Annotated in this window: 15 protein-coding genes; 8 read left to right on the forward strand and 7 right to left on the reverse strand. The window is 72.5% G+C overall.

Annotation, left to right across the window (positions count from 1 at the left end):
- Positions 1-8: 8 nt before the first annotated feature.
- The 3 genes from E6R62_RS14795 to E6R62_RS14805 all read right to left on the reverse strand — a co-directional run bounded on the left by E6R62_RS14795 (position 9) and on the right by E6R62_RS14805 (position 3044).
- Positions 9-902 carry an EamA family transporter gene (locus E6R62_RS14795; RefSeq protein ID WP_136213876.1) on the reverse strand — a complete coding sequence of 298 codons (894 nt, stop codon included), beginning with the start codon at positions 900-902 and terminating at the stop codon, positions 9-11.
- A 122-nt stretch (positions 903-1024) separates the two neighbouring features.
- A complete protein-coding gene (locus E6R62_RS14800) occupies positions 1025-1843 on the reverse strand; it encodes an isocitrate lyase/phosphoenolpyruvate mutase family protein (RefSeq protein ID WP_136213877.1) in 819 nt (272 codons plus the stop codon).
- Positions 1844-1931: 88 nt separating this feature from the next.
- Positions 1932-3044 (reverse strand): pyridoxal-phosphate dependent enzyme, encoded by a 1113-nt coding sequence (locus E6R62_RS14805; RefSeq protein WP_136213878.1) that lies wholly within the window; start codon positions 3042-3044, stop codon positions 1932-1934.
- Between the two features lie 412 nt (positions 3045-3456).
- Here E6R62_RS14805 and E6R62_RS14810 point away from each other — a divergent pair, with 412 nt between their 5' ends.
- The 6 genes from E6R62_RS14810 to E6R62_RS14835 all read left to right on the forward strand — a co-directional run bounded on the left by E6R62_RS14810 (position 3457) and on the right by E6R62_RS14835 (position 9842).
- Positions 3457-4533: a DUF4190 domain-containing protein gene (locus E6R62_RS14810; RefSeq protein WP_168714056.1), complete on the forward strand. Its 1077-nt coding sequence runs from the start codon at positions 3457-3459 to the stop codon at positions 4531-4533.
- Between the two features lie 165 nt (positions 4534-4698).
- Positions 4699-5451 carry a GntR family transcriptional regulator gene (locus E6R62_RS14815; protein WP_136213880.1) on the forward strand — a complete coding sequence of 251 codons (753 nt, stop codon included), beginning with the start codon at positions 4699-4701 and terminating at the stop codon, positions 5449-5451.
- Between the two features lie 294 nt (positions 5452-5745).
- Positions 5746-5940: an SPOR domain-containing protein gene (locus E6R62_RS14820; RefSeq protein WP_136213881.1), complete on the forward strand. Its 195-nt coding sequence runs from the start codon at positions 5746-5748 to the stop codon at positions 5938-5940.
- Between the two features lie 62 nt (positions 5941-6002).
- On the forward strand, positions 6003-6401 hold the full coding sequence (locus tag E6R62_RS14825) for a (deoxy)nucleoside triphosphate pyrophosphohydrolase (protein ID WP_136213882.1): 399 nt from the start codon (positions 6003-6005) through the stop codon (positions 6399-6401).
- 239 nt (positions 6402-6640) lie between these two features.
- Positions 6641-7069, forward strand: coding sequence for an ATP-binding protein (locus E6R62_RS14830; protein WP_136213991.1), 429 nt, complete (start codon positions 6641-6643; stop codon positions 7067-7069).
- 157 nt (positions 7070-7226) lie between these two features.
- Complete coding sequence (locus E6R62_RS14835; protein WP_206308730.1) at positions 7227-9842, forward strand: SpoIIE family protein phosphatase; 2616 nt, start codon at positions 7227-7229, stop codon at positions 9840-9842.
- Between the two features lie 83 nt (positions 9843-9925).
- Here E6R62_RS14835 and E6R62_RS14840 read toward each other — a convergent pair whose 3' ends face one another.
- From E6R62_RS14840 to E6R62_RS14855, 4 genes are all read right to left on the reverse strand, one after another.
- On the reverse strand, positions 9926-10699 hold the full coding sequence (locus E6R62_RS14840; protein ID WP_136213883.1) for a succinate dehydrogenase/fumarate reductase iron-sulfur subunit: 774 nt from the start codon (positions 10697-10699) through the stop codon (positions 9926-9928).
- The gene (locus E6R62_RS14845; RefSeq protein WP_136213884.1) at positions 10696-12630 is read right to left on the reverse strand and encodes a fumarate reductase/succinate dehydrogenase flavoprotein subunit; all 1935 of its coding nucleotides are present in this window, start codon (positions 12628-12630) and stop codon (positions 10696-10698) included. The genes E6R62_RS14840 and E6R62_RS14845 overlap by 4 nt, the downstream gene beginning before the upstream one ends.
- Before the next feature lies 1 nt (position 12631).
- On the reverse strand, positions 12632-13468 hold the full coding sequence (locus E6R62_RS14850; protein WP_136213885.1) for a hypothetical protein: 837 nt from the start codon (positions 13466-13468) through the stop codon (positions 12632-12634).
- Positions 13469-13571: 103 nt separating this feature from the next.
- A complete protein-coding gene (locus tag E6R62_RS14855; protein ID WP_136213886.1) occupies positions 13572-13793 on the reverse strand; it encodes a hypothetical protein in 222 nt (73 codons plus the stop codon).
- Between the two features lie 377 nt (positions 13794-14170).
- Here E6R62_RS14855 and E6R62_RS14860 point away from each other — a divergent pair, with 377 nt between their 5' ends.
- Positions 14171-16618, forward strand: a complete 2448-nt coding sequence (locus E6R62_RS14860) for an ABC transporter family substrate-binding protein (protein ID WP_136213887.1) — start codon at positions 14171-14173, stop codon at positions 16616-16618.
- Positions 16619-16989: 371 nt separating this feature from the next.
- Positions 16990-18894: a translational GTPase TypA gene (gene typA, locus E6R62_RS14865; RefSeq protein WP_136213888.1), complete on the forward strand. Its 1905-nt coding sequence runs from the start codon at positions 16990-16992 to the stop codon at positions 18892-18894.
- The last annotated feature ends 147 nt before the right edge of the window (positions 18895-19041 follow it).

Genomic DNA, 19041 nt, shown 5'->3' on the forward strand with positions numbered 1-19041 from the left:
CCGGGAACTCAGCCGCGTTCGGTGCTCACGATCAGCCCCACCCCCGCCACGACGATCGCCCCACCGGCCACGATCGGCCAGGTCAGCGGCTCGTCCAGGATCAGCGAGCCCAGCGCGACGGCGACGACCGGGTTGACGTAGGCGTACGTGGACACCAGCGACAGTGGCGCGGAACGCAGCAGCCACACGTACGAGGTGAAGGCGACGAGCGAACCGAAGAGCACGAGGTAGCCGAGCGCCAGCCAGGAGGCGGTGGAGAACTCCGCCGGGCGCAAAGCGTGCTGCTCGCCCCGGGCCAGACCGGTGAGGATGCCGCCGATCCCGCCCGCGAGCATCTGGTACGCGCTGCCCGCGAACGGGTTGGCGGGCAGCGGCAGCTTCGAGGCCGAGAACGAACCGAGCGCCCACAGCACCGAGGCGGCCAGTACCAGCAACACCCCGGACAGGCGCACCTCGCCCCCGATCCCCGGACTTGTCAGCACCGCCAGACCGATCAGGCCCAGGAGAACCCCGGCGACGGTGCGCGGCGGCGGCCGGTCGCCGGTGGCCGCCCGCAGCATCACGAGCCACATCGGCACGGCGGCGATGAGCAGGGCGGCGAGGCCGGAGGGGACGGAGGTCTCGCCGAGCACCACCAGGCCGTTGCCGCCCAGGATCAGCAGGAGGCCCACCAGTACCGCCGAGCCGAACCGGGCTCGGGTGACGCGGAGCGCGGACGGGCCGAAGCGCCAGGCGACGATCCCGGCCAGCAGGAGCCCGGCCGTGATGAACCGGGCCCCGGCGGAGAGGAACGGCGGCATCGTCCGCACGACGACGCGGATGCCGAGATAGGTCGAACCCCACAGGACGTACACGAGGGCGAGGGCGACCCAGACGGAACCGGAGATCTTGGATGTGCGCACCTCGGGAGCCTACGGGCAGGGACGCCCGGACCGAGCCGGGTCGAAGCCCGGCCGAAGGCGTGCGCGAGGGACCGCCCGGAGCGGCCGTCGCCGAGCGGACCGGGCGGTCGGGGCCCGCCGGATCAGCCCTTGAGCAGGCTGTTCAACTCCCCGTACGGGAGGCCGTCCCGGAGGGCGCCGTACGTGCCGGTGGTGAGCAGCTCCTCGGTGGCGCGGCGCACGACGGCGTACGCGGCCCCGGCCACCGCCGACCCGAGGCTGACGCGGGACGCGCCGAGGGCGCCGAGCTCGGCGACGGTCGGGGCGCCGGGGCCGACGAGGACGTTGAGCGGGGCGTCGATTCCCTTGGCGAGTTCCGCGACGGTGGCGGGGTCGGTGACGCCGGGCACGAAGACGCCGGAGGCCCCGGCCCGCAGGTAGGTCGCGGCGCGGGCGAGGGTGGCGTCGAGGCGGGTGTCGGGGTCGCCGAGGCCGAAGAGGTACGTGTCCACGCGGGCGTTGATGTACAGGGGGACACCGGCGGCGTCGGCGGCGGCGCGGGCGGCGGCGATGCGGTCGGCGTGGTCGGCGGGGACGCGGTTGCCGTCCTCGATGTTGATGCCGACCGCGCCGGCTGCCAGGACACCGGCGACGGTCTCGCCGACACCGGCGGGGTCGGCGGCGAAACCGCCCTCGATGTCGGCGGTGACGGGTACCGAGACGGCGGCGGCGACGCGGGCGACGAGGTCGAGCGCGCGTTCACGGGCGAGGGCGTCGCCGTCGGGCGAGCCGAGCGACCAGGCGACACCGGCGCTGGTGGTGGCGACGGCCGCGGCGCCGGCCGCCTCGACGATGCGGGCCCCGGCGACGTCCCAGGCGTTGGCGAGGGCGAGCGGGGAGGCGGGGGTGTGGAGCGCGGCGAAGGCGCGGGCGCGGTCGGCGGTGGTCTCGGTGGCTGTCATACGGTCAGTCCACCAGAGGTGGGGGCGGGGAGCCGGCCGTTTTCGGACGGGGACGCGGGTGGGCGCCGCGCCCCCGCGCCTCCCGGCGTCAGACGGCGGCCGGATCGGACGGGGCGGCGCCGCAGAGCGGGATGACCGCCGTGCGGTTCCCCAACGGGGAGTCGGGGGAGTCGGGGTGGACGGCGGCCCAGCAGGCGGCGGCCGTCGGTTCGACCGACAGGCCGCGTCGGGCCAGGTCCGCGCGGGCCGCGCGGAGGCGGTCGTCGGGCACCGACACGATGGCGCCGCCCGACTTGCGGACCGCCGCCAGGATCTGCCGGGCCCGCGGCGGGGCCGCGATGGCGATGCCCTCCGCCAGGGTCGGGCGCTGCGCCACCGGCTCCGCGTCGTCCGCGCCCGCCGCGAACGCCTCCGCCAGCGGGGCCACCGCCCGTGCCTGCACCCCGATCAGCGCGGGCGGTCGGACACCGCGCAGGGCCAGCTCCTCCACCGCCAGAGCCGCGCCCAGCAGCAGCGTGCCGTTGCCCACCGGGACCACCAGCGCCTCGGGGAGCCGTCCCCTGAGGCGCTCCCAGATCTCGTACACGTACGTCTTCGTCCCGTGCAGGAAGTACGGGTTGAAGACATGACTGGCGTAGAAGACCCCCGGCGCGTCGGCGGCGGCCCGCGCCGCCTCCGCCGCCGCCTCTCGACCGCCGGGGACCACCCGGACCGCCGCCCCGTGCGCGCGCATCCGCCCGGTCTTCTTCTCCGAGGTGCCCTCCGGCACGAAGACCTCGCAGTCCAGCCCCGCCCGCGCGCAGTACGCCGCGAAAGCCGTCCCCGCGTTGCCGCTGCTGTCCGCGACCACCCGTTCCGGTCCCAGCCGCCGGGCCAGCTCCGCCAACATCACCGCGCCCCGGTCCTTGAAGGACAGCGTCGGCATCAGGAAGTCGAGCTTGGCGTCGATCCGCTGCGTCAGCGGCACCAGCGGGGTGTGCCCCTCGCCGAGCGAGACCGGGACCTCCCCGGGCATCGGCAGTACGGGCGCGTACCGCCAGAGCGACCAGGGGCCGGCCGCCGGTTCCAGAGGTGCGGACGGGTCCGGCGTGAAGTCGAGGTCCCATGGGCCGCCGCACGCCGGGCAGCACCACCGTGCGGTCACCACGTCCGCCCGCGTGTCGTCTCGGGAGCAGACGTAACCGGGGAGTGCGTACGTCATGAGGATCGCCTTCGCTCGTCCACGAGGTCGTACGGCGCGGATGTTACCCGTCCGTCCGCCTCCCGCGGCGTGCCGAAGGGCCAACCTGCCGGGAACCGCGGCAGGTTGGGGTCACGCCCCGGCGGCCGAACGGCCTCCGCGCGGCCACCGCGTCACCCCGCCCGCGCGGCCGGGCAGTGAGGGCGGGGGCGACCGGCGGACCGGCCGCCCCCGCCTCGTACTATGCGCGCAATCGTCCGCGCCCCGCGCCCCCGCGCCCCGGCGCGCCCTTGTGATGGAGCACCTCCGCCTCGTGACCACTTCGCCCCCACCGCCTCCCTCCGCCGGACCGGGCCACTCCTGGCCCCCGCCGCCTCCCGCCGGACCGGGTCACTCGTGGCCGCGGCCCGTGCCGTCGGTGTGGGGCTCGCCCGTGACCCCGCTGCCGCCCGCCCTCAACGGCTTCGCCGTCGCCTCGCTGCCGGTCGGGCTGCTGTGCCTGCCGCCCCTCGGCCTGGTCTTCGCCGTCGTCGCGCTGGTGCGGATCTCACGCAGGGGCGACCGCGGAAGGGCGTTGGCCGTGGTGGGCCTGGTGGTGTCCCTGGCGATGAGCGCGGCCCTGGTGTACGCCACGGGCCGGTACGCGGACCCCTTCCTCCAGCGCCTCGGCTCCGCGCCCGCCGGCCGGCACGTCGAGGGCCAGCTGACCGACCTGGACCAACTGCAGTCCGGCGACTGCTTCAACGTCCCCGGCGGTGACCTCCTGGCCGAGCGCACCCACGTCTACGCGACGAAGTGCGCGGACGCGCACCACGCGGAGGTGACGTTCGTGGAAATCATGGACGACGGCGTGTTCCCGGGAGCCGAGCGCCTCAACAGGGAGGCGACGGACACGTGCTGGAAGTGGCAGGACGAGTTCGCCATGGACAGCTGGGCCCTGCCCGACCACGCGGACATGTACTACTTCGCGCCGTCGCCGGACGCGTGGCACGTCGGGGACCGGCGGCTGGTGTGCGTCATAGGCACCCCCGGCGAGGGGCACCGGGGCACCCTGCGCAACGACGAGGGGAACCTGAGGCCGGATCAGGTGACGTTCCTGCGGGCGATGAACGGGGCCGACCGGGCGGTGGGGCGGGAGCCCGAGGCGGACGTCGACGGCGCGCCGGCGGAGCACCGGACGTGGGCGCGGGAGGTCGAGGTGGCACTCGGCGCCGAGGCGCGGATGCTGGAGGCCGCCTCCACGGCGTCCGCGCAGACGGCCGCTCCGGCGGCGGCGCGGCTCAAGGAGGTCGAGGCGGCGCGCGAGGAATGGCGGCGGGCCGGGCAGGCGTCGACGCCGGACCGGTTCGAGCAGGCGCGGGAGCGGGCGCTGGGAGCGGTCTCGGTCGCCACGCAGAAGGCGCTGCGCGGGGCGTACGGGCTGTCGACGGACGTCCCCGACTGGCTGCGGACGGGCCCGGGGGACGCGGGCGGCGGTTCCGGGAACGGTCCGTCGTCCGAGCGGGTGTGAAGGCGGGCCACGAGGGGCTGTCCGCGGCAGGGCGGTAGGTAACGCGCGGTAACGGGTTTGAGTGACCAGGCTTCATCACATCGGGTGAAACTCTGGCCTCTGCTTGCGGCGCACAACCATGGGTTGCCAGGGTGTAGCTGTCTGTCAACCTGATGGGAGTGGCCAGTGACTTTCGGTGAGCAGCCGGCCTATCTGCGCGTCGCCGGGGATCTGCGACAGAAGATCGTCGATGGGTCCCTGCCCCCGCACGCCCGGCTCCCCTCGCAGGCCCGCATCCGCGAGGAGTACGGGGTGTCCGACACCGTGGCGCTGGAGGCGCGCAAGGTCCTCATGGCGGAGGGCCTCGTGGAGGGCCGTTCCGGCTCGGGTACGTACGTGCGCGAACAACCCGTGCCCCGGAGGGTGGCCCGCTCCGGGTACCGGACCGGGGGGCCGTCCACACCGTTCCGCCAGGAACAGGCGGACGCGGCAGCGCGCGGCACCTGGGAGTCGAACAGCGAACAGGCGGACGCGTCACCGGAGATCGCCGAGCGACTGGGCGTCGCGCCGGGGGACAGGGTCATGCGGACGCGGTACGTCTTCCGCGACGCGGGCGAGGCCATGATGCTCTCGACGTCCTGGGAGCCGCTGGCCGTGACCGGCCGGACCCCGGTGATGCTGCCGGAGGAAGGCCCGCTGGGCGGCTCCGGCGTGGTGGAACGGATGGCCGCGATCGACGTCGTGGTGGACAACGTCGTGGAGGAGGTCGGCGCGCGGCCGGGGCTCGCGGAGGAGATCGCGCTGCTGGGCGGCGTCCCGGGACATGTGGTCCTGGTGGTGAGCCGTACCTACTACGCCTCCGGAATGGCCGTGGAGACCGCCGATGTGGTCGTGCCGGCGGACCGCTACCGATTGGCGTACCACCTGCCGGTGCGGTGACCCGCGGCGAGCGGAGCCCCGCTCGCCCGCCCGGGCGCCCCTTCCCCGGTACCCCGCTTCCCCGGCCCGCGGCCCCCGGCGCGTGATCCCCGCCGGGTCGTGCGCCGTGTGACCGCGCGGTACTGGATGTGCGCCGGTGTACGCGCGGTGTGTTCGTACGCGTGGCCGGATGCGTACGCCTGCCAGGTGCCTCTTCGTGAAAAACCGTATCCGCTCAGTAAAGGTCGGGCGTAAGCTCCGGCATATGCGCAATGCGGTTTCCCGGGCAGGCACATCGGCGGAGGGTGAAACGCGATGAACGACAGCGGTGCCCTGCTCTCATGGCTGGTCATACGTCAGGACGACAACGGCAACCGCTACCGGGTGGGCCGGTACGCCACCCGGGCCGAGGCCCAGAAGGTCGTCGACAGCCTCGACGACCGAGGACACAAGCAGCTCTACTGGGTCGAGCGGGTCGGTCAGGGCTCCCAGACCGCCACCACGAATTGATCGACGGTCCGAGTGACGAACCGGGCGCCGGGGCTGTCGGCGCGCTGACATAGGCTCCGCCCATGACTGTACGCGTGGTCGTGGGCGGAGCCCTTTGTCATGACGGGCGCCTGCTGGCCGCCCGGCGCAGCGCGCCGCCCGAGCTGGCCGGCCGGTGGGAACTCCCGGGCGGCAAGGCCGAAGCGGGCGAGACCGTCCCCGAGGCGCTGGTGCGCGAACTGCGCGAGGAACTGGGCGTGGAGACCGAGGCGCTGGAGCGGATCCCGGGCGAGTGGCCGCTCAGGCCCGGCCTGGTCCTGCACGTATGGACGGCCCGGCTGGTGTCCGGGGTCCCGGCGCCGCTGGAGGACCACGACGAACTGCGCTGGCTCGGCCCGGACGAGTTGGACTCGGTGGACTGGCTCGACCAGGACCGCCCGGCGGTCGCGGAAGCCGGCCGCCGGCTGTCCCTCCGGGGGTGAGCGCCCTGCCCCTCCGCGACCCGCGCCCCTCGGTCCGCGGGAAGTCGGGCCCCGCGGGCGAGCGCGCGGACCAGGGGGCGCATCGCGGCTCACGCCGTAGCCCGTCTGCGCCACAGTGCGCCGGTGGGTGGGGGAAGGGGTGGTACGAGGCCTCGAATATCGGGTATGTCGCCATTGTCCCCATCTCGTCTCCGAAACGTCCCTGCTGAACCCCGACTGGGGCCGTCGTGGCCCGGGAAGTGATCGGCGTGATCGACACAGACGGTGAGTGCGCCGAGTGGGCCTTCCCGGCCGAGCCCGGCGCCGTCCGCACCGCTCGCCACGCCGTGCGCGGAAAGCTCCACGCCTGGGGACTGGAATCCGTGGGCGATGTGACCGTCCTGCTGGTCAGCGAGCTGGTGACCAACTCCTTGCGCTACGCCTCCGGCCCCATCGGGGTCCGTCTGGAGCGGCGCGATCCCGCCGCCGGCGACGCCGCCTCGGGGCCGGCGCTTCTCGTGGAAGTCTCCGATCCGCTTCCGGATCCGCCCCGCGAGCGGGTCGCCGAAGCGGACGACGAGGGCGGTCGGGGCCTGCATCTGGTGGCCGCCTCGGCGCGGCGCTGGGGGACCCGGCACGAGAAGTCGGGCAAGACTGTGTGGTTCGAGTTGGCACTTCCTGGTGAGTAACAAGGGGAAGGGTGGCCGACCACCATCCAGAATGGCTCAAAACAACGGGACCTTTTTGTGATCGTGAACGCCGTGCCGTCCCGGGCCGTGGTGCTGAATACTTCGGTCATGGCCGGTCCGGTTGCGGTGAGCTGGAGGGGACGGTCGCGTGAGCGAGATACCTGCACAGGCACATCAGGCCCGCGTGAGCGGGGAGGCGTGGCACGACTCCCTGTGGCACAGCAGCCTGCCTGGCTCGATATATGACCACATAAAGGTCGCCTCCTTCTCGATCGGGCCGAACGGCCTCATCGACCAGTGGAGCCTGCGCGCCGAGGAACTCTTCGGCCTGGCCGCCTCCCGGGCGGTGGGACGCGACCCGGTCGACGCCTTCATGCCGCCGGAGCTGCGCGCCGGCGGTCACCGAAAGGTCGCCGAGATCCTCGACGGGCAGGAGTGGACCGGTCACATCCCCTTCCGGATACCCGACGGGAACGGTGCGCACGGGGTGGCGGAGATCTACGTGATGCCCACCCGGACGGAGACGGGACGGCGGGCCGCCCTCTGCGTCGTCGTCGACGTACGCGCGCTGCGCCGGATCGAATCCGACCTCGCCGCCTCGCAGGCCATATTCGGTCAATCTCCCTTCGGCTTCCTGCTGTTCGGTACGGACCTCACGGTCCAGCGGGCCAACCGCCGTTTCGCGACCGTCTTCGGCGGCGCGGCGGAGGAGCACCGGGGCCGCACGGTCCACGACTACCTGCCGCCGCACGAGGCGGACCGGATGGCCGAGGCCCTGCGACGGGTGCTGGAGACCGGCGAGTCCGTCAACGACCTGAGGATCACCGGCGCCACCCCGCGCAGCCGGGAGGACCGCCACTGGTCGATCAACCTCTACCGGGTGCACGACGGCACCGGGAGCCCCATCGGTATCGCGGGGATAGGCATCGACGTGACCCGCCGCCACCTCGCGGCCCGCGAGGCCGCCGGGGTGAGGCGCAACCTCGCCCTCCTCAACGAGGCCGGGCACCGGATCGGCAACTCCCTCGACCTGGAGACCACCGCCCGGGAACTCCTGGACGTCACCGTCCCCGGCTTCTGCGACCTGGCAGCCGTCGACCTCTATCAGGGACTGCTGCTCGGCGACGACGACCGGCCCGCCCGGCCACAGGGCCGCCGCCGGGAGCTGCCGGCCGTACCCGGGCAGGGCACGGGGCGCGCGCCGTCCGCGCCGGTGCGGCGGGTCGCCTTCGCCTCCGCCGTGTCCGACACCCCGCTGTCGGGGCCGGGGACGCCGGTCTCCGTGGGCGAGACACACCGCTACCCGGCCGGGTCGCCGGGCGCGCTGGCCCTGCGGACCGCCCGCCCCCGACTCGTCGAGGGCGGCGGCTCCGACGAGCTCGTGCAGTCGACACTGGTCGTGCCGATGGTCGCCCACGACACGGTGGTCGGACTCGCGCAGTTCTCCCGGGCGAAGGGCAGCGAACCGTTCGGGGAACGCGACCGGGCGGTCGCGGTGGAGCTGGCCGCACGGGCCGCCGTCTGCATCGACAACGCCCGCCTCTACCGGCGCGAGCACGAGCGGGCCCTGATCCTCCAGCGGAGCCTGCTGCCGCCCGGGGACCCCGAGGCGGCGGGCCTGGACATCGCCTGTCGCTACCTCCCCGGGAACGCGGCGACCGAGGTCGGCGGCGACTGGTTCGACGTCATCGAACTGCCCGGGCACCGCACGGCGCTGGTCGTCGGGGACGTGATGGGGCGCGGGCTGCGCGCCGCGGTGGCGATGGGCGAACTGCGGACGGCCGTGCGGACCCTGGCCCTGCTGGACCTCGAACCCGCCGAGGTGCTCTCCGCGCTGGACGAGGTCGCGCGCGGCCTCGGCGCGCCGGGAGGTTCGCAGCAGGCCTCGCGGGCGGCGTTGCACTCGCGCGACGCGGACCGTTCGGAGGTCTACCTCGCGACCTGCGTCTACGCCGTCTACGACCCGGTGACCCGCCGCTGCACCATCGCCAACGCCGGCCACATGCCACCCGTTCTGGTCGAGCCCGCGGAGGAGGGCGCCCCGCCGCGCCCCGGGCTGCTGCTGGAGGTGCCGCCCGGGATGCCGCTGGGCGTGGGCGGCGAGCCGTTCGAGGAGGTGGAGGTCGACCTCCCCGAGGGGGCGCTGCTCGCCCTGTACACCGACGGGCTCGTCGAATCGCGCGACCACCCGCTGGAGGAGGGGCTGAGCGGGCTGCGCGAGGCGCTGGCCGACCCGGCCCGACCGCTGGAGGAGGTCTGCGACCACGTGTTGAACAGCCTGGAGACCCGGCACGGCGAGGACGACATCGCCCTGTTGATGGCACGGGTGCAGGGGCTTCCGGTCGACGCGGTCGGGGACTGGCAGTTGCCGCGCGAGGCCCGGTCGGTGGGGCGCGCGCGGGAGCTGGCGCGGGCGAAGCTGCCGGCGTGGGGCCTGGAGGGGCTGTTGGACACCACCGAGCTGCTGGTGAGCGAGCTGGTGACCAACGCCCTGCGGTACGGCGAGGGGGAGATCCGACTCCGCTTGCTGCTGGACCGCACCCTGGTGTGCGAGGTGTGGGACGCGAACCTCGCCCAGCCGAGGCGGCGCCGGGCGCGCGACACCGACGAGGGCGGTCGCGGTCTCCAGCTCGTCGGGCTGCTGTCCGCCGGGTGGGGCACGCGGCGGACCCATCGGGGCAAGACCGTGTGGTTCGAACTCCCGCTGCCGGGCGCCGCCGGCGAACCGGTGACGGAACTGTCGGCGGAGCAACTGCTCGGCATGTACGGCTGAGCGTCCGGCGGGCCCCCGCACCGCACGAGCCCCCGGCTCCGCGTCGATGACGCTTCCCCGGGGGCTCGGCGTCGCGCGTGACCCTAGGGCTCCGAGCGCCTGCGGATCTTGCTGCCCAGCCACACCAGGGGGTCGTACTTGCGGTCCACCGCGCGCTCCTTCAACGGGATCAGCGCGTTGTCGGTGATCTTGATGCCCTCGGGGCAGACCTCCGTACAGCACTTGGTGATGTTGCAGTAGCCGAGCCCGTGTTCCTCCTGGGCGGCGCGCTTGCGGTCCAGGCCCTCCTCGGCTGCCGCGTCCAGCGGATGCATGTCCAACTCCGCCACCCGCATCAGGAACCGCGGACCGGCGAAGGCGCTCTTGTTCTCCTCGTGGTCACGCACCACATGGCAGGTGTCCTGGCACAGGAAGCACTCGATGCACTTGCGGAACTCCTGTGAGCGCTCCACGTCCACCTGCCGCATCCGGTAGTCGCCCGCGGCGACCCCGGACGGGGGCACGAAGGCGGGCACCTCCCGCGCCTTCGCGTAGTTGAAGGACACGTCCGTCACCAGGTCGCGGACCACCGGGAAGGCCCGCAGCGGCGTCACGGTGATCGTCTCCTCCCGCGAGAAGGTGGACATGCGGGTCATGCACATCAGCCGCGGCCGGCCGTTGACCTCCGCGCTGCACGAGCCGCACTTGCCCGCCTTGCAGTTCCAGCGGACGGCGAGGTCCGGGGCCTGCGTGGCCTGGAGGCGGTGGACGATGTCCAGGACCACCTCGCCGTCGTTCACCTCGACGGTGAAGTCCCGCAGTCCCCCGCCCTCCGCGTCGCCCCGCCAGATCCGGAAGCGGGCGTCGTAGGTAGTCACTCGTAGAGCTCCTCTTCGGCGAGGTACTTGGCCAGCTCGTCCTTCTCGAAGAGGGCGAGCAGATCGGGGCGGACGGGTTCGGTACGGGTCCGCTCCAGGCGGATGCGGTCCGCGGCCGGGCCGTCCCCGGGCCCCGGTTCCACGAGCCGGCACAGCAGGTTCACCGGCCGCCACTCCCGCTCCATCGACGGGTAGTCCTCGCGGGTGTGGCCGCCCCGGCTCTCCGTGCGCTCCAGCGCGGCACGCGCCACGCACTCGCTGACCAGCAGCATGTTCCGCAGGTCCAGCGCCAGGTGCCAGCCCGGATTGAACTGGCGGTGGCCCTCCACCCCGGCCCGCGCGGCCCGCGCCCGCAGCCCGCCGAGCCGCTCCAGCGCCTCGGTCATCTCACCCTCGCGACGGATGATGCCGACCAGGTCGTTCATCGTCGTCTGGAGCTCTTGGTGGAGCGTGTACGGGTTCTCCGCGCCCTCGTCGGCGTGGAAGGGGGCCAGCGCCTCGGCGGCCGCCGCGTCGATCTCCGTCCGGGACACGGCCGGGGGCGCGGCGGACGAATCCGCCGCGTACCGCGCCGCGTGCAGCCCGGCCCGCCGCCCGAACACGAGCAGGTCGGAGAGGGAGTTCCCGCCGAGCCGGTTGGAGCCGTGCATCCCGCCCGCGACCTCACCCGCGGCGAACAGCCCTGGTACCCCGAGGGTGGCTGCGGTGTCCGAGTCGACCGCGATCCCGCCCATCACGTAGTGACAGGTCGGGCCGACCTCCATCACCTCGGCGGTGATGTCCACATCCGCCAGTTCCTTGAACTGGTGGTACATCGAGGGCAGCCGCCGCTTGATCGTCTCGGCGGGCATCCGCGTGGACACGTCCAGGAACACCCCGCCGTGCGGTGACCCGCGCCCGGCCTTGACCTCGGAGTTGATGGCCCGCGCCACCTCGTCGCGCGGCAGCAGCTCGGGCGGACGCCGGTTGTGGTCCGGGTCCTCGTACCAGCGGTCGCCCTCCTCCTCGGACTGCGCGTACTTCTCCTTGAAGACGTCCGGGATGTAGTCGAACATGAACCGCTTGCCGTCGCTGTTGCGCAGCACCCCGCCGTCGCCGCGCACCGACTCGGTGACGAGGATGCCCTTCACCGAGGGCGGCCAGACCATGCCGGTCGGGTGGAACTGCACGAACTCCATGTTCAGCAGCGGGGCCCCGGCGAGCAGCGCCAGGGCGTGGCCGTCGCCGGTGTACTCCCAGGAGTTGGAGGTCGTCTTGAAGGACTTGCCGATCCCGCCGGTGGCCAGTACCACCGCCGGGGCCTCCAGGACGAAGAACCGGCCCGTCTCGCGCTCGTAGCAGAAGGCCCCCGAGACCCTTTCCCCCTCCGGTTCCCCCTCCGTCGGGCCGCGGTCCTTCAACACCCTGGTGACCGTGCACTCCTGGAAGACCTTGAGCCGGGCCTCGTGGTCCCCGTACTCCTTGAAGTCCTCCTGCTGGAGCGCCACGATCTTCTGCTGCAGGGTGCGGATCAGCTCCAGGCCGGTCCGGTCCCCGACGTGGGCGAGGCGCGGGTACTCGTGACCGCCGAAGTTGCGCTGCGAGATCCTCCCGTCCGGTGTCCGGTCGAACAGCGCGCCCCAGGTCTCCAACTCCCAGACCCGGTCGGGCGCCTCCTTCGCGTGCAGCTCCGCCATGCGCCACTGGTTGAGGAACTTGCCCCCGCGCATGGTGTCGCGGAAGTGCACCTGCCAGTTGTCGCCCTCGTTGACGTTGCCCATGGAGGCGGCGATCCCGCCCTCCGCCATCACCGTGTGGGCCTTGCCGAAGAGTGACTTGCAGATCACGGCCGTACGGGCGCCGCGCTCCCGGGCCTCGATCGCGGCCCGCAGCCCGGCGCCGCCCGCGCCGACCACGACCACGTCCCACTGCTGCCGGTCGACTTGAGCCATGTCAGAAGATCCTCGGGTCGGTGAAGGCGCCGCCGGCGACCAGGTAGACGTACAGATCGCACAGGGCGACGCTGATCAGCGAGGCCCAGGCCAGCTGCATGTGGCGGGCGTTGAGCCGGCTCACCCAGCCCCACAGGCGGTAGCGGACGGGGTGCTTGGAGAAGTGCTTGAGCCGGCCGCCGATGATGTGCCGGCAGGAGTGGCAGGAGAGCGTGTAGGCCCAGATCAGCGCGATGTTCACGACGAACAACAGCGTGCCGAGGCCCATGTGGCCCCACTCGTAGCGGTCGTTGCGGAAGGTCAGCACGGTGTCGTAGGTGAGGATGCCCGCGACCGGGAGCGCCGCGTAGAAGAAGTACCGGTGCAGGTTCTGCAGGATCAGCGGGAAACGGGTCTCACCCGTGTACGCGGTGTGCGGCTCGGCGACCGCGCAGGCGGGCGGCGAGGCCCAGAAGCCCCGGTAGTAGGCCTTCCGGTAGTAGTAGCAGGTCAGCCGGAAGCCGAGCGGGAAGATCAGGATCAGCAGGGCGGGGGACAGGCCCCACCAGCTGCCGAACAGGTCCAGGTTGGGGCCGCCGCGCATGGTCCGGCAGTTCTCCGCCAGACAGGGCGAGTAGAACGGCGATACGTAGGGGGCCGCGTAGTAGTCGGCGTTCGCGAAGGCCCGCCAGGTCGAGTACGCGATGAAGGCGAGCAGTCCGGCCGCGGTGCCGGCGGGCGAGAGCCACCACCGGTCGGTCCGCAGGTGACGGGCCGCGATGGCGGCCCGGGAGGGGTCGTGGACGCCGCCGGCCCCGGGGGGCCGGTGGGATGGGGGCAGGTCCGTGCCTGTGGCCAAGGGGGACTCCGGGTGGAGTGATGAAGGGGTGGCCCAGGGGACCCGGCCGCGAACCGCCGCGGCCGGGTCGGATGGGTGTGGGTGTGCGGGGGAGCGCGCCGGGTCAGGGGGCCCGGCGGTCGCGGGCTCCGAGGCCTTCGTCGTCGGAGTCGGTCCACAGCGTGCTGTCGTACGGCGTGTCCGGGACGGTGACCATGCCCTCCGGGCCGGCCGGCCCGGAGGGGGTCGGGGCCTGGCGGGCGACATCCCGCTCCAGCCGCTCGACGGAGCGGACCAGCTCGTTCAGGTTCCTTCGTACGGCGGTCAAATCGTCTTGCAGGGACATGAGGTGCCCTCACTTCCGCGCGTGCGGTGGCAATGCTCCTGGGCGCCTGCGAGTGTCGCTCGCCGCCTCCCCCGTTGTGAAGGGACGTGCAGCGATTGCGGGCGCGCAGGCTCGATCCGTGCGCCCCTGCCCGCCCCCTTTCCCATCCCTCGAACGGGGGAACGCCCCGCCGGCCGACGCTCCCGGGAGCCCCCGTGCGCCAAGGGATTGGTCCGCACGGGTGGGCTTCGCGGCGTGGCGCGGGTCCCCTCCGGGGCACCCGGCGGGCCGTCGATTTCAGTGGGTTTCGCACGCAGTGTGATCAGCTCCATATACGGCCGAATTGATCAAGCCGCACGCTCACGCTCCCCCCACGCCCCGCCCCGGAGGTACCACCCATGACCCAGAGAAGGCGCAGGTCCTTGGCGCTCCTGACCTCGGGAGTCCTCGCACTGCCGCTGCTCGCGGGCTGCGGCGCGGGTGAAGACGAGGGCGGTCCGGTCGCCGCCGGCCAGGACATCGCCGCCACGGCCCGCGACCGGGTCGCCGACGGCGGCGTACTGCGCTGGGCCGTGGACACCCTGCCGGAGACCCTGAACACCTTCCAGGCCGACGCCGACGGCACCACCGCGCGGATCGCCGGGGCGGTGCTGCCGCAACTGTTCACGCTCGACGACAAGGGACGGCCGGTGGCCGATCCCGACTACCTGGAGAAGGCGGAGATCGTCACTCGGGAGCCCAAGCAGGTCGTCCTGTACAAGCTGAACCAGCAGGCCGTGTGGAGCGACGGCCGGGAGATCGGCGCCGCCGACTTCGTCGCCCAGTGGCGGGCCCTGAACGGCAAGGACTCGGCGTACTGGACCGCGCGCAACGCGGGCTACGACCGGATCGAGAAGATCGAGCGCGGCAAGACCGACCTGGAGGTGAAGGTCACCTTCGCCAAGCCCTACACCGACTGGCGGTCGCTGTTCAGCCCGCTCTACCCGAAGCAGGTCACCGGCACCCCCGAGGCCTTCAACGAAGGCGCGCGCGGCGCCCTCAAGGTCACCGCCGGACCCTTCAACCTCGGCACCATCGACAAGAAGACCGGCACCGCGGCGCTGACCCGCAACGCCCGCTGGTGGGGCCGGCCCGCCAAGCTGGACAGTCTCGTGCTGACCGCCGTGCCCCGCTCCGAGCGCCCCGCCGCCCTCGCCGCGGGCCGGCTCGACATGGCGGAGGTCGACCGCGCCGGCGCCGACCGGATCGCCCTCGCCCAGCGGGAGGCCGGCCACGGGGGCGGCGCGCACGGCCCCGGCGCCTCGATGACGGCCGCGGAGGCCACGATGTCCTGGGCGCTGGCCTACGGCGCCGACGAGAACAAGGCCCGGGAGGAGCAGGAGACCCGGGCCAGGAACGCCGACGCGGCCAAGAAGTACGCCGACGAGCAGATCGCCCTGCGCGCCTTCACCGTCCGCAAGTCCCTGGAGCCGGCCTACACGCAACTGGCCATGAACGGGGCCTCGGGGCCCCTCTCCGACGAGCGGGTCCGGCGCGCGGTGGCCCGGGCCATCGACCGCAAGGCCCTCGCCGAGACCGTGCTCAAGCCGCTCGGCCTGCCCGCGAAGCCGGTCGGCAGCCACCTGGCACTGGCCGGGCAGCGCGCGTACGCCGACAACAGCGACGCCCTCGGCGGCCAGGACACCCAGGCGGCCCAGGCGCTGCTCGCCGACGCCGGCTGGCACCGGGGCGGCAAGATCAAGGAGCCGTCGGGCGCCAAGGCGGGCCCGGAGGGCGAGGACGGGGTCGCGAAGGACGACGGCAAGACCCCCTCGGGCCCGGGCACCGGCAACGACGGCCTCTACATCGTCGGCCAGGACGACCGGGGCGGCGACGACAAGCCCGCGGGCGCCGGCCGGCCGGGCGACCACCGCGCCCACGGCGGCCTGCGGGGCGCGGGCATGCTGCCCGCCGAGGTGAGCCTCCCCGAGGGGCTGTACGCGCCGGACGGGGAGATCGTCGACGCGGACCGCTTCGCACCGGGCGCCGCCGCGGACCGGCCCTCGCCGGTGCTGGCCCCGGCCCCGCTCGCGGCCCAGCAGGAGCGGGCGCTGCTGGCCCAGGCCACGAAGGTCATCGACGACGCCAAGCGTGCGGCGGCCCGGGACGGCGAGGAGGGCGCGGACGCCAAGGATCCGGCCGACGTCAGGGGCCCCGCCGATGCCAAGGACCCGGCCCAGCCCCCCGCGAAGGTCAGCCCGGCTCCCGCGGCCCCGGTCAAGCAGAACCCGGCCGGCGCCCCGCTCGCCAAGGACGGCAAGCCGCTGACCCTGCGGTTCGTGCTTCCGGCGGGCCCCGGCTCGGAGGCCCTGCGAACGGTGGGCGAGCGGATCTCGCAGATGCTCCGGAAGGTCGGCATCCAGACCGAGCTCACCAAGGTCGCCGACGAGAGCTTCTTCAAGGACCACATCGCCTCGGGTCAGTACGACCTGGCCCTTTACTCCTGGCCCGCGACCGCCTACCCCGCCACCGACGCGCGGCCCATCTTCGCCAAGCCGGCGCCGGCCGCCGACGGATCGCTGCTCGTGGAGCAGAACTACACCCGGGTGGGCACCGACCACATCGACCAGCTCTTCGACCAGGCGCTCGGTGAGCTCGACGAGGAGCAGTCGCGCGAGCTGATCCGCAAGGCGGACGCCCGGATCTGGGCCGCCGCCGGGTCCATCCCGCTCTACCAGCGCCCCGAGCTGGTGGCCGTGAAGCCGAACCTGGTCAACGCCGGCGCCTTCGGCCTCGGCACCCCCCGCTTCCAGGACATCGGCTGGAAGAAGCCGGGCGCGGCCCCGGAGAAGAACGGCAAGAAGTAGGGAAGGGCGGGAGAAGGGGAAACGGGGAAGGGGAAGAAGTGGTGACATACGGGTATCGGGCGGGTTGACCCACGGGTCACAAGCTCAGATGTGACTCAATTGCCTTGCCCGCCGCAGACCCGGCGGGCAAGGTCGTGAATACCCGTTGACCCGCGTTGATCCCAGGTGAATGCGGGCGACCCGCACGGCCGCGGCACCCCACTCCACACCCGGCCCCGCTCAGTCGTCCGGCCTCTTGACAGCCCCCACGGCATGCGGTTCCCGCCATTCGACGTACGATGGGGTAAGGCCGTGGCAGGTTTCCGCCCGGCTCAAGGCTCGCGTGCCGGACCGTACGCGCCGCCATCCACGATCCCGGGAGAAGCGCCGAAGTGCCCACGCGCCACGACATCCGTAACGTCGCCATCGTCGCCCACGTCGACCATGGCAAGACGACCATCGTCGATGCCATGCTCAAGCAGGCCGGTGCCTTCGCCGCCCACCAGCACCTCGACGACCGCATGATGGACTCGAACGACCTGGAGCGTGAGAAGGGCATCACGATCCTCGCCAAGAACACGGCGGTGAAGTACCACCCCAAGGACGGCGGGGCGCCCATCACGATCAACATCATCGACACCCCCGGCCACGCCGACTTCGGTGGCGAGGTCGAGCGCGGTCTGTCGATGGTGGACGCGGTCGTCCTCCTGGTGGACGCCTCCGAGGGCCCGCTGCCCCAGACCCGCTTCGTGCTCCGCAAGGCGCTCCAGGCGAAGATGCCGGTCATCCTCTGCATCAACAAGACGGACCGCCCGGACTCCCGGATCGACGACGTCGTCAACGAGACGTACGACCTCTTCCTGGACCTGGACGCGACCGAGGAGCAGATCGAGTTCCCGATCGTCTACGCCTGCGGCCGTGACGGCATCGCCTCGCTGACCAAGCCGGAGGACGGCACCGTCCCCGCCGACAGCGACAGCCTGGAGCCGTTCTTCTCCACCATCCTGGAGCACGTCCCCGCCCCGGTGTACGACGAGGAGGCCCCCCTCCAGGCCCACGTCACCAACCTGGACGCCGACAACTTCCTCGGCCGCATCGCGCTCCTGCGCGTCGAGCAGGGCGAACTGCGCAAGGGCCAGACCGTCGCGTGGATCAAGCGCGACGGCACCATGTCCAACGTCCGCATCACCGAGCTGATGATGACCGAGGCCCTCACCCGCAAGCCGGCGGAGGTCGCCGGCCCCGGTGACATCTGCGCCGTCGCCGGTATCCCCGACATCATGATCGGCGAGACCCTGGCCGACCCGGAGAACCCGATCGCGCTTCCGCTGATCTCGGTGGACGAGCCGGCCATCTCCATGACCATCGGAACCAACACCTCGCCGCTCGTCGGCCGCGGCGGCACGGGCAAGGGCGCGGACGCCAAGGCCGCCGTCAAGGACCGCAAGGTCACCGCCCGTCAGGTGAAGGACCGCCTGGACCGCGAGCTCATCGGCAACGTCTCGCTCCGCGTGCTCGACACCGAGCGCCCGGACGCCTGGGAGGTCCAGGGTCGTGGTGAGCTCGCGCTCGCCATCCTGGTCGAGCAGATGCGCCGCGAGGGCTTCGAGTTGACCATCGGCAAGCCGCAGGTCGTCACCCAGGTCATCGACGGCAAGGTGCACGAGCCGGTCGAGCGCATGACGATCGACGTGCCCGAGGAGCACATGGGCGCCGTCACGCAGCTCATGGGCGTCCGCAAGGGCCGCATGGACAACATGTCGAACCACGGCTCCGGCTGGGTCCGCATGGAGTTCGTCGTCCCGTCCCGCGGTCTCATCGGCTTCCGCACGGAGTTCCTGACGAACACCCGCGGTACCGGTATCGCCCACTCGATCCACGAGGGCCACGAGCCGTGGTTCGGCCCGCTGGTGACCCGCAACAACGGTTCGCTGGTCGCCGACCGCGCCGGCGCGGTCACGCCCTTCGCGATGATCAACCTCCAGGAGCGCGGTGTGCTGTTCACCGAGCCCGGCACCGAGGTGTACGAGGGCATGATCGTCGGTGAGAACTCGCGCTCCGACGACATGGACGTGAACATCACCAAGGAGAAGAAGCTCACCAACATGCGTGCGGCTTCCGCGGACAACACCGAGAACGTGGTGCCGCCCCGCAAGCTCTCCCTGGAGCAGTCCCTGGAGTTCTGCCGCGACGACGAGTGCGTCGAGGTGACCCCGGAGGCCGTCCGCATCCGCAAGGTCGTCCTGGACCAGAAGGAGCGCTCGCGTACCGCGTCGCGCGCCAAGTCCGGTAAGTAACGGGCGTATTGCCCGAGGCCGCTTCGGCGACGGCCGAAAGTGATCTGTTCGTACGGCCCCTCCCCTCACGATGTCCGTGAGGGGAGGGGCCGTCCGCTTTTGTCAAGCAGATTTTTGTCTTCCGGTGTCCGCATACCGACCGTGACA

Source organism: Streptomyces sp. A1136, assembly GCF_004795055.1.
GTDB lineage: Bacteria > Actinomycetota > Actinomycetes > Streptomycetales > Streptomycetaceae > Streptomyces.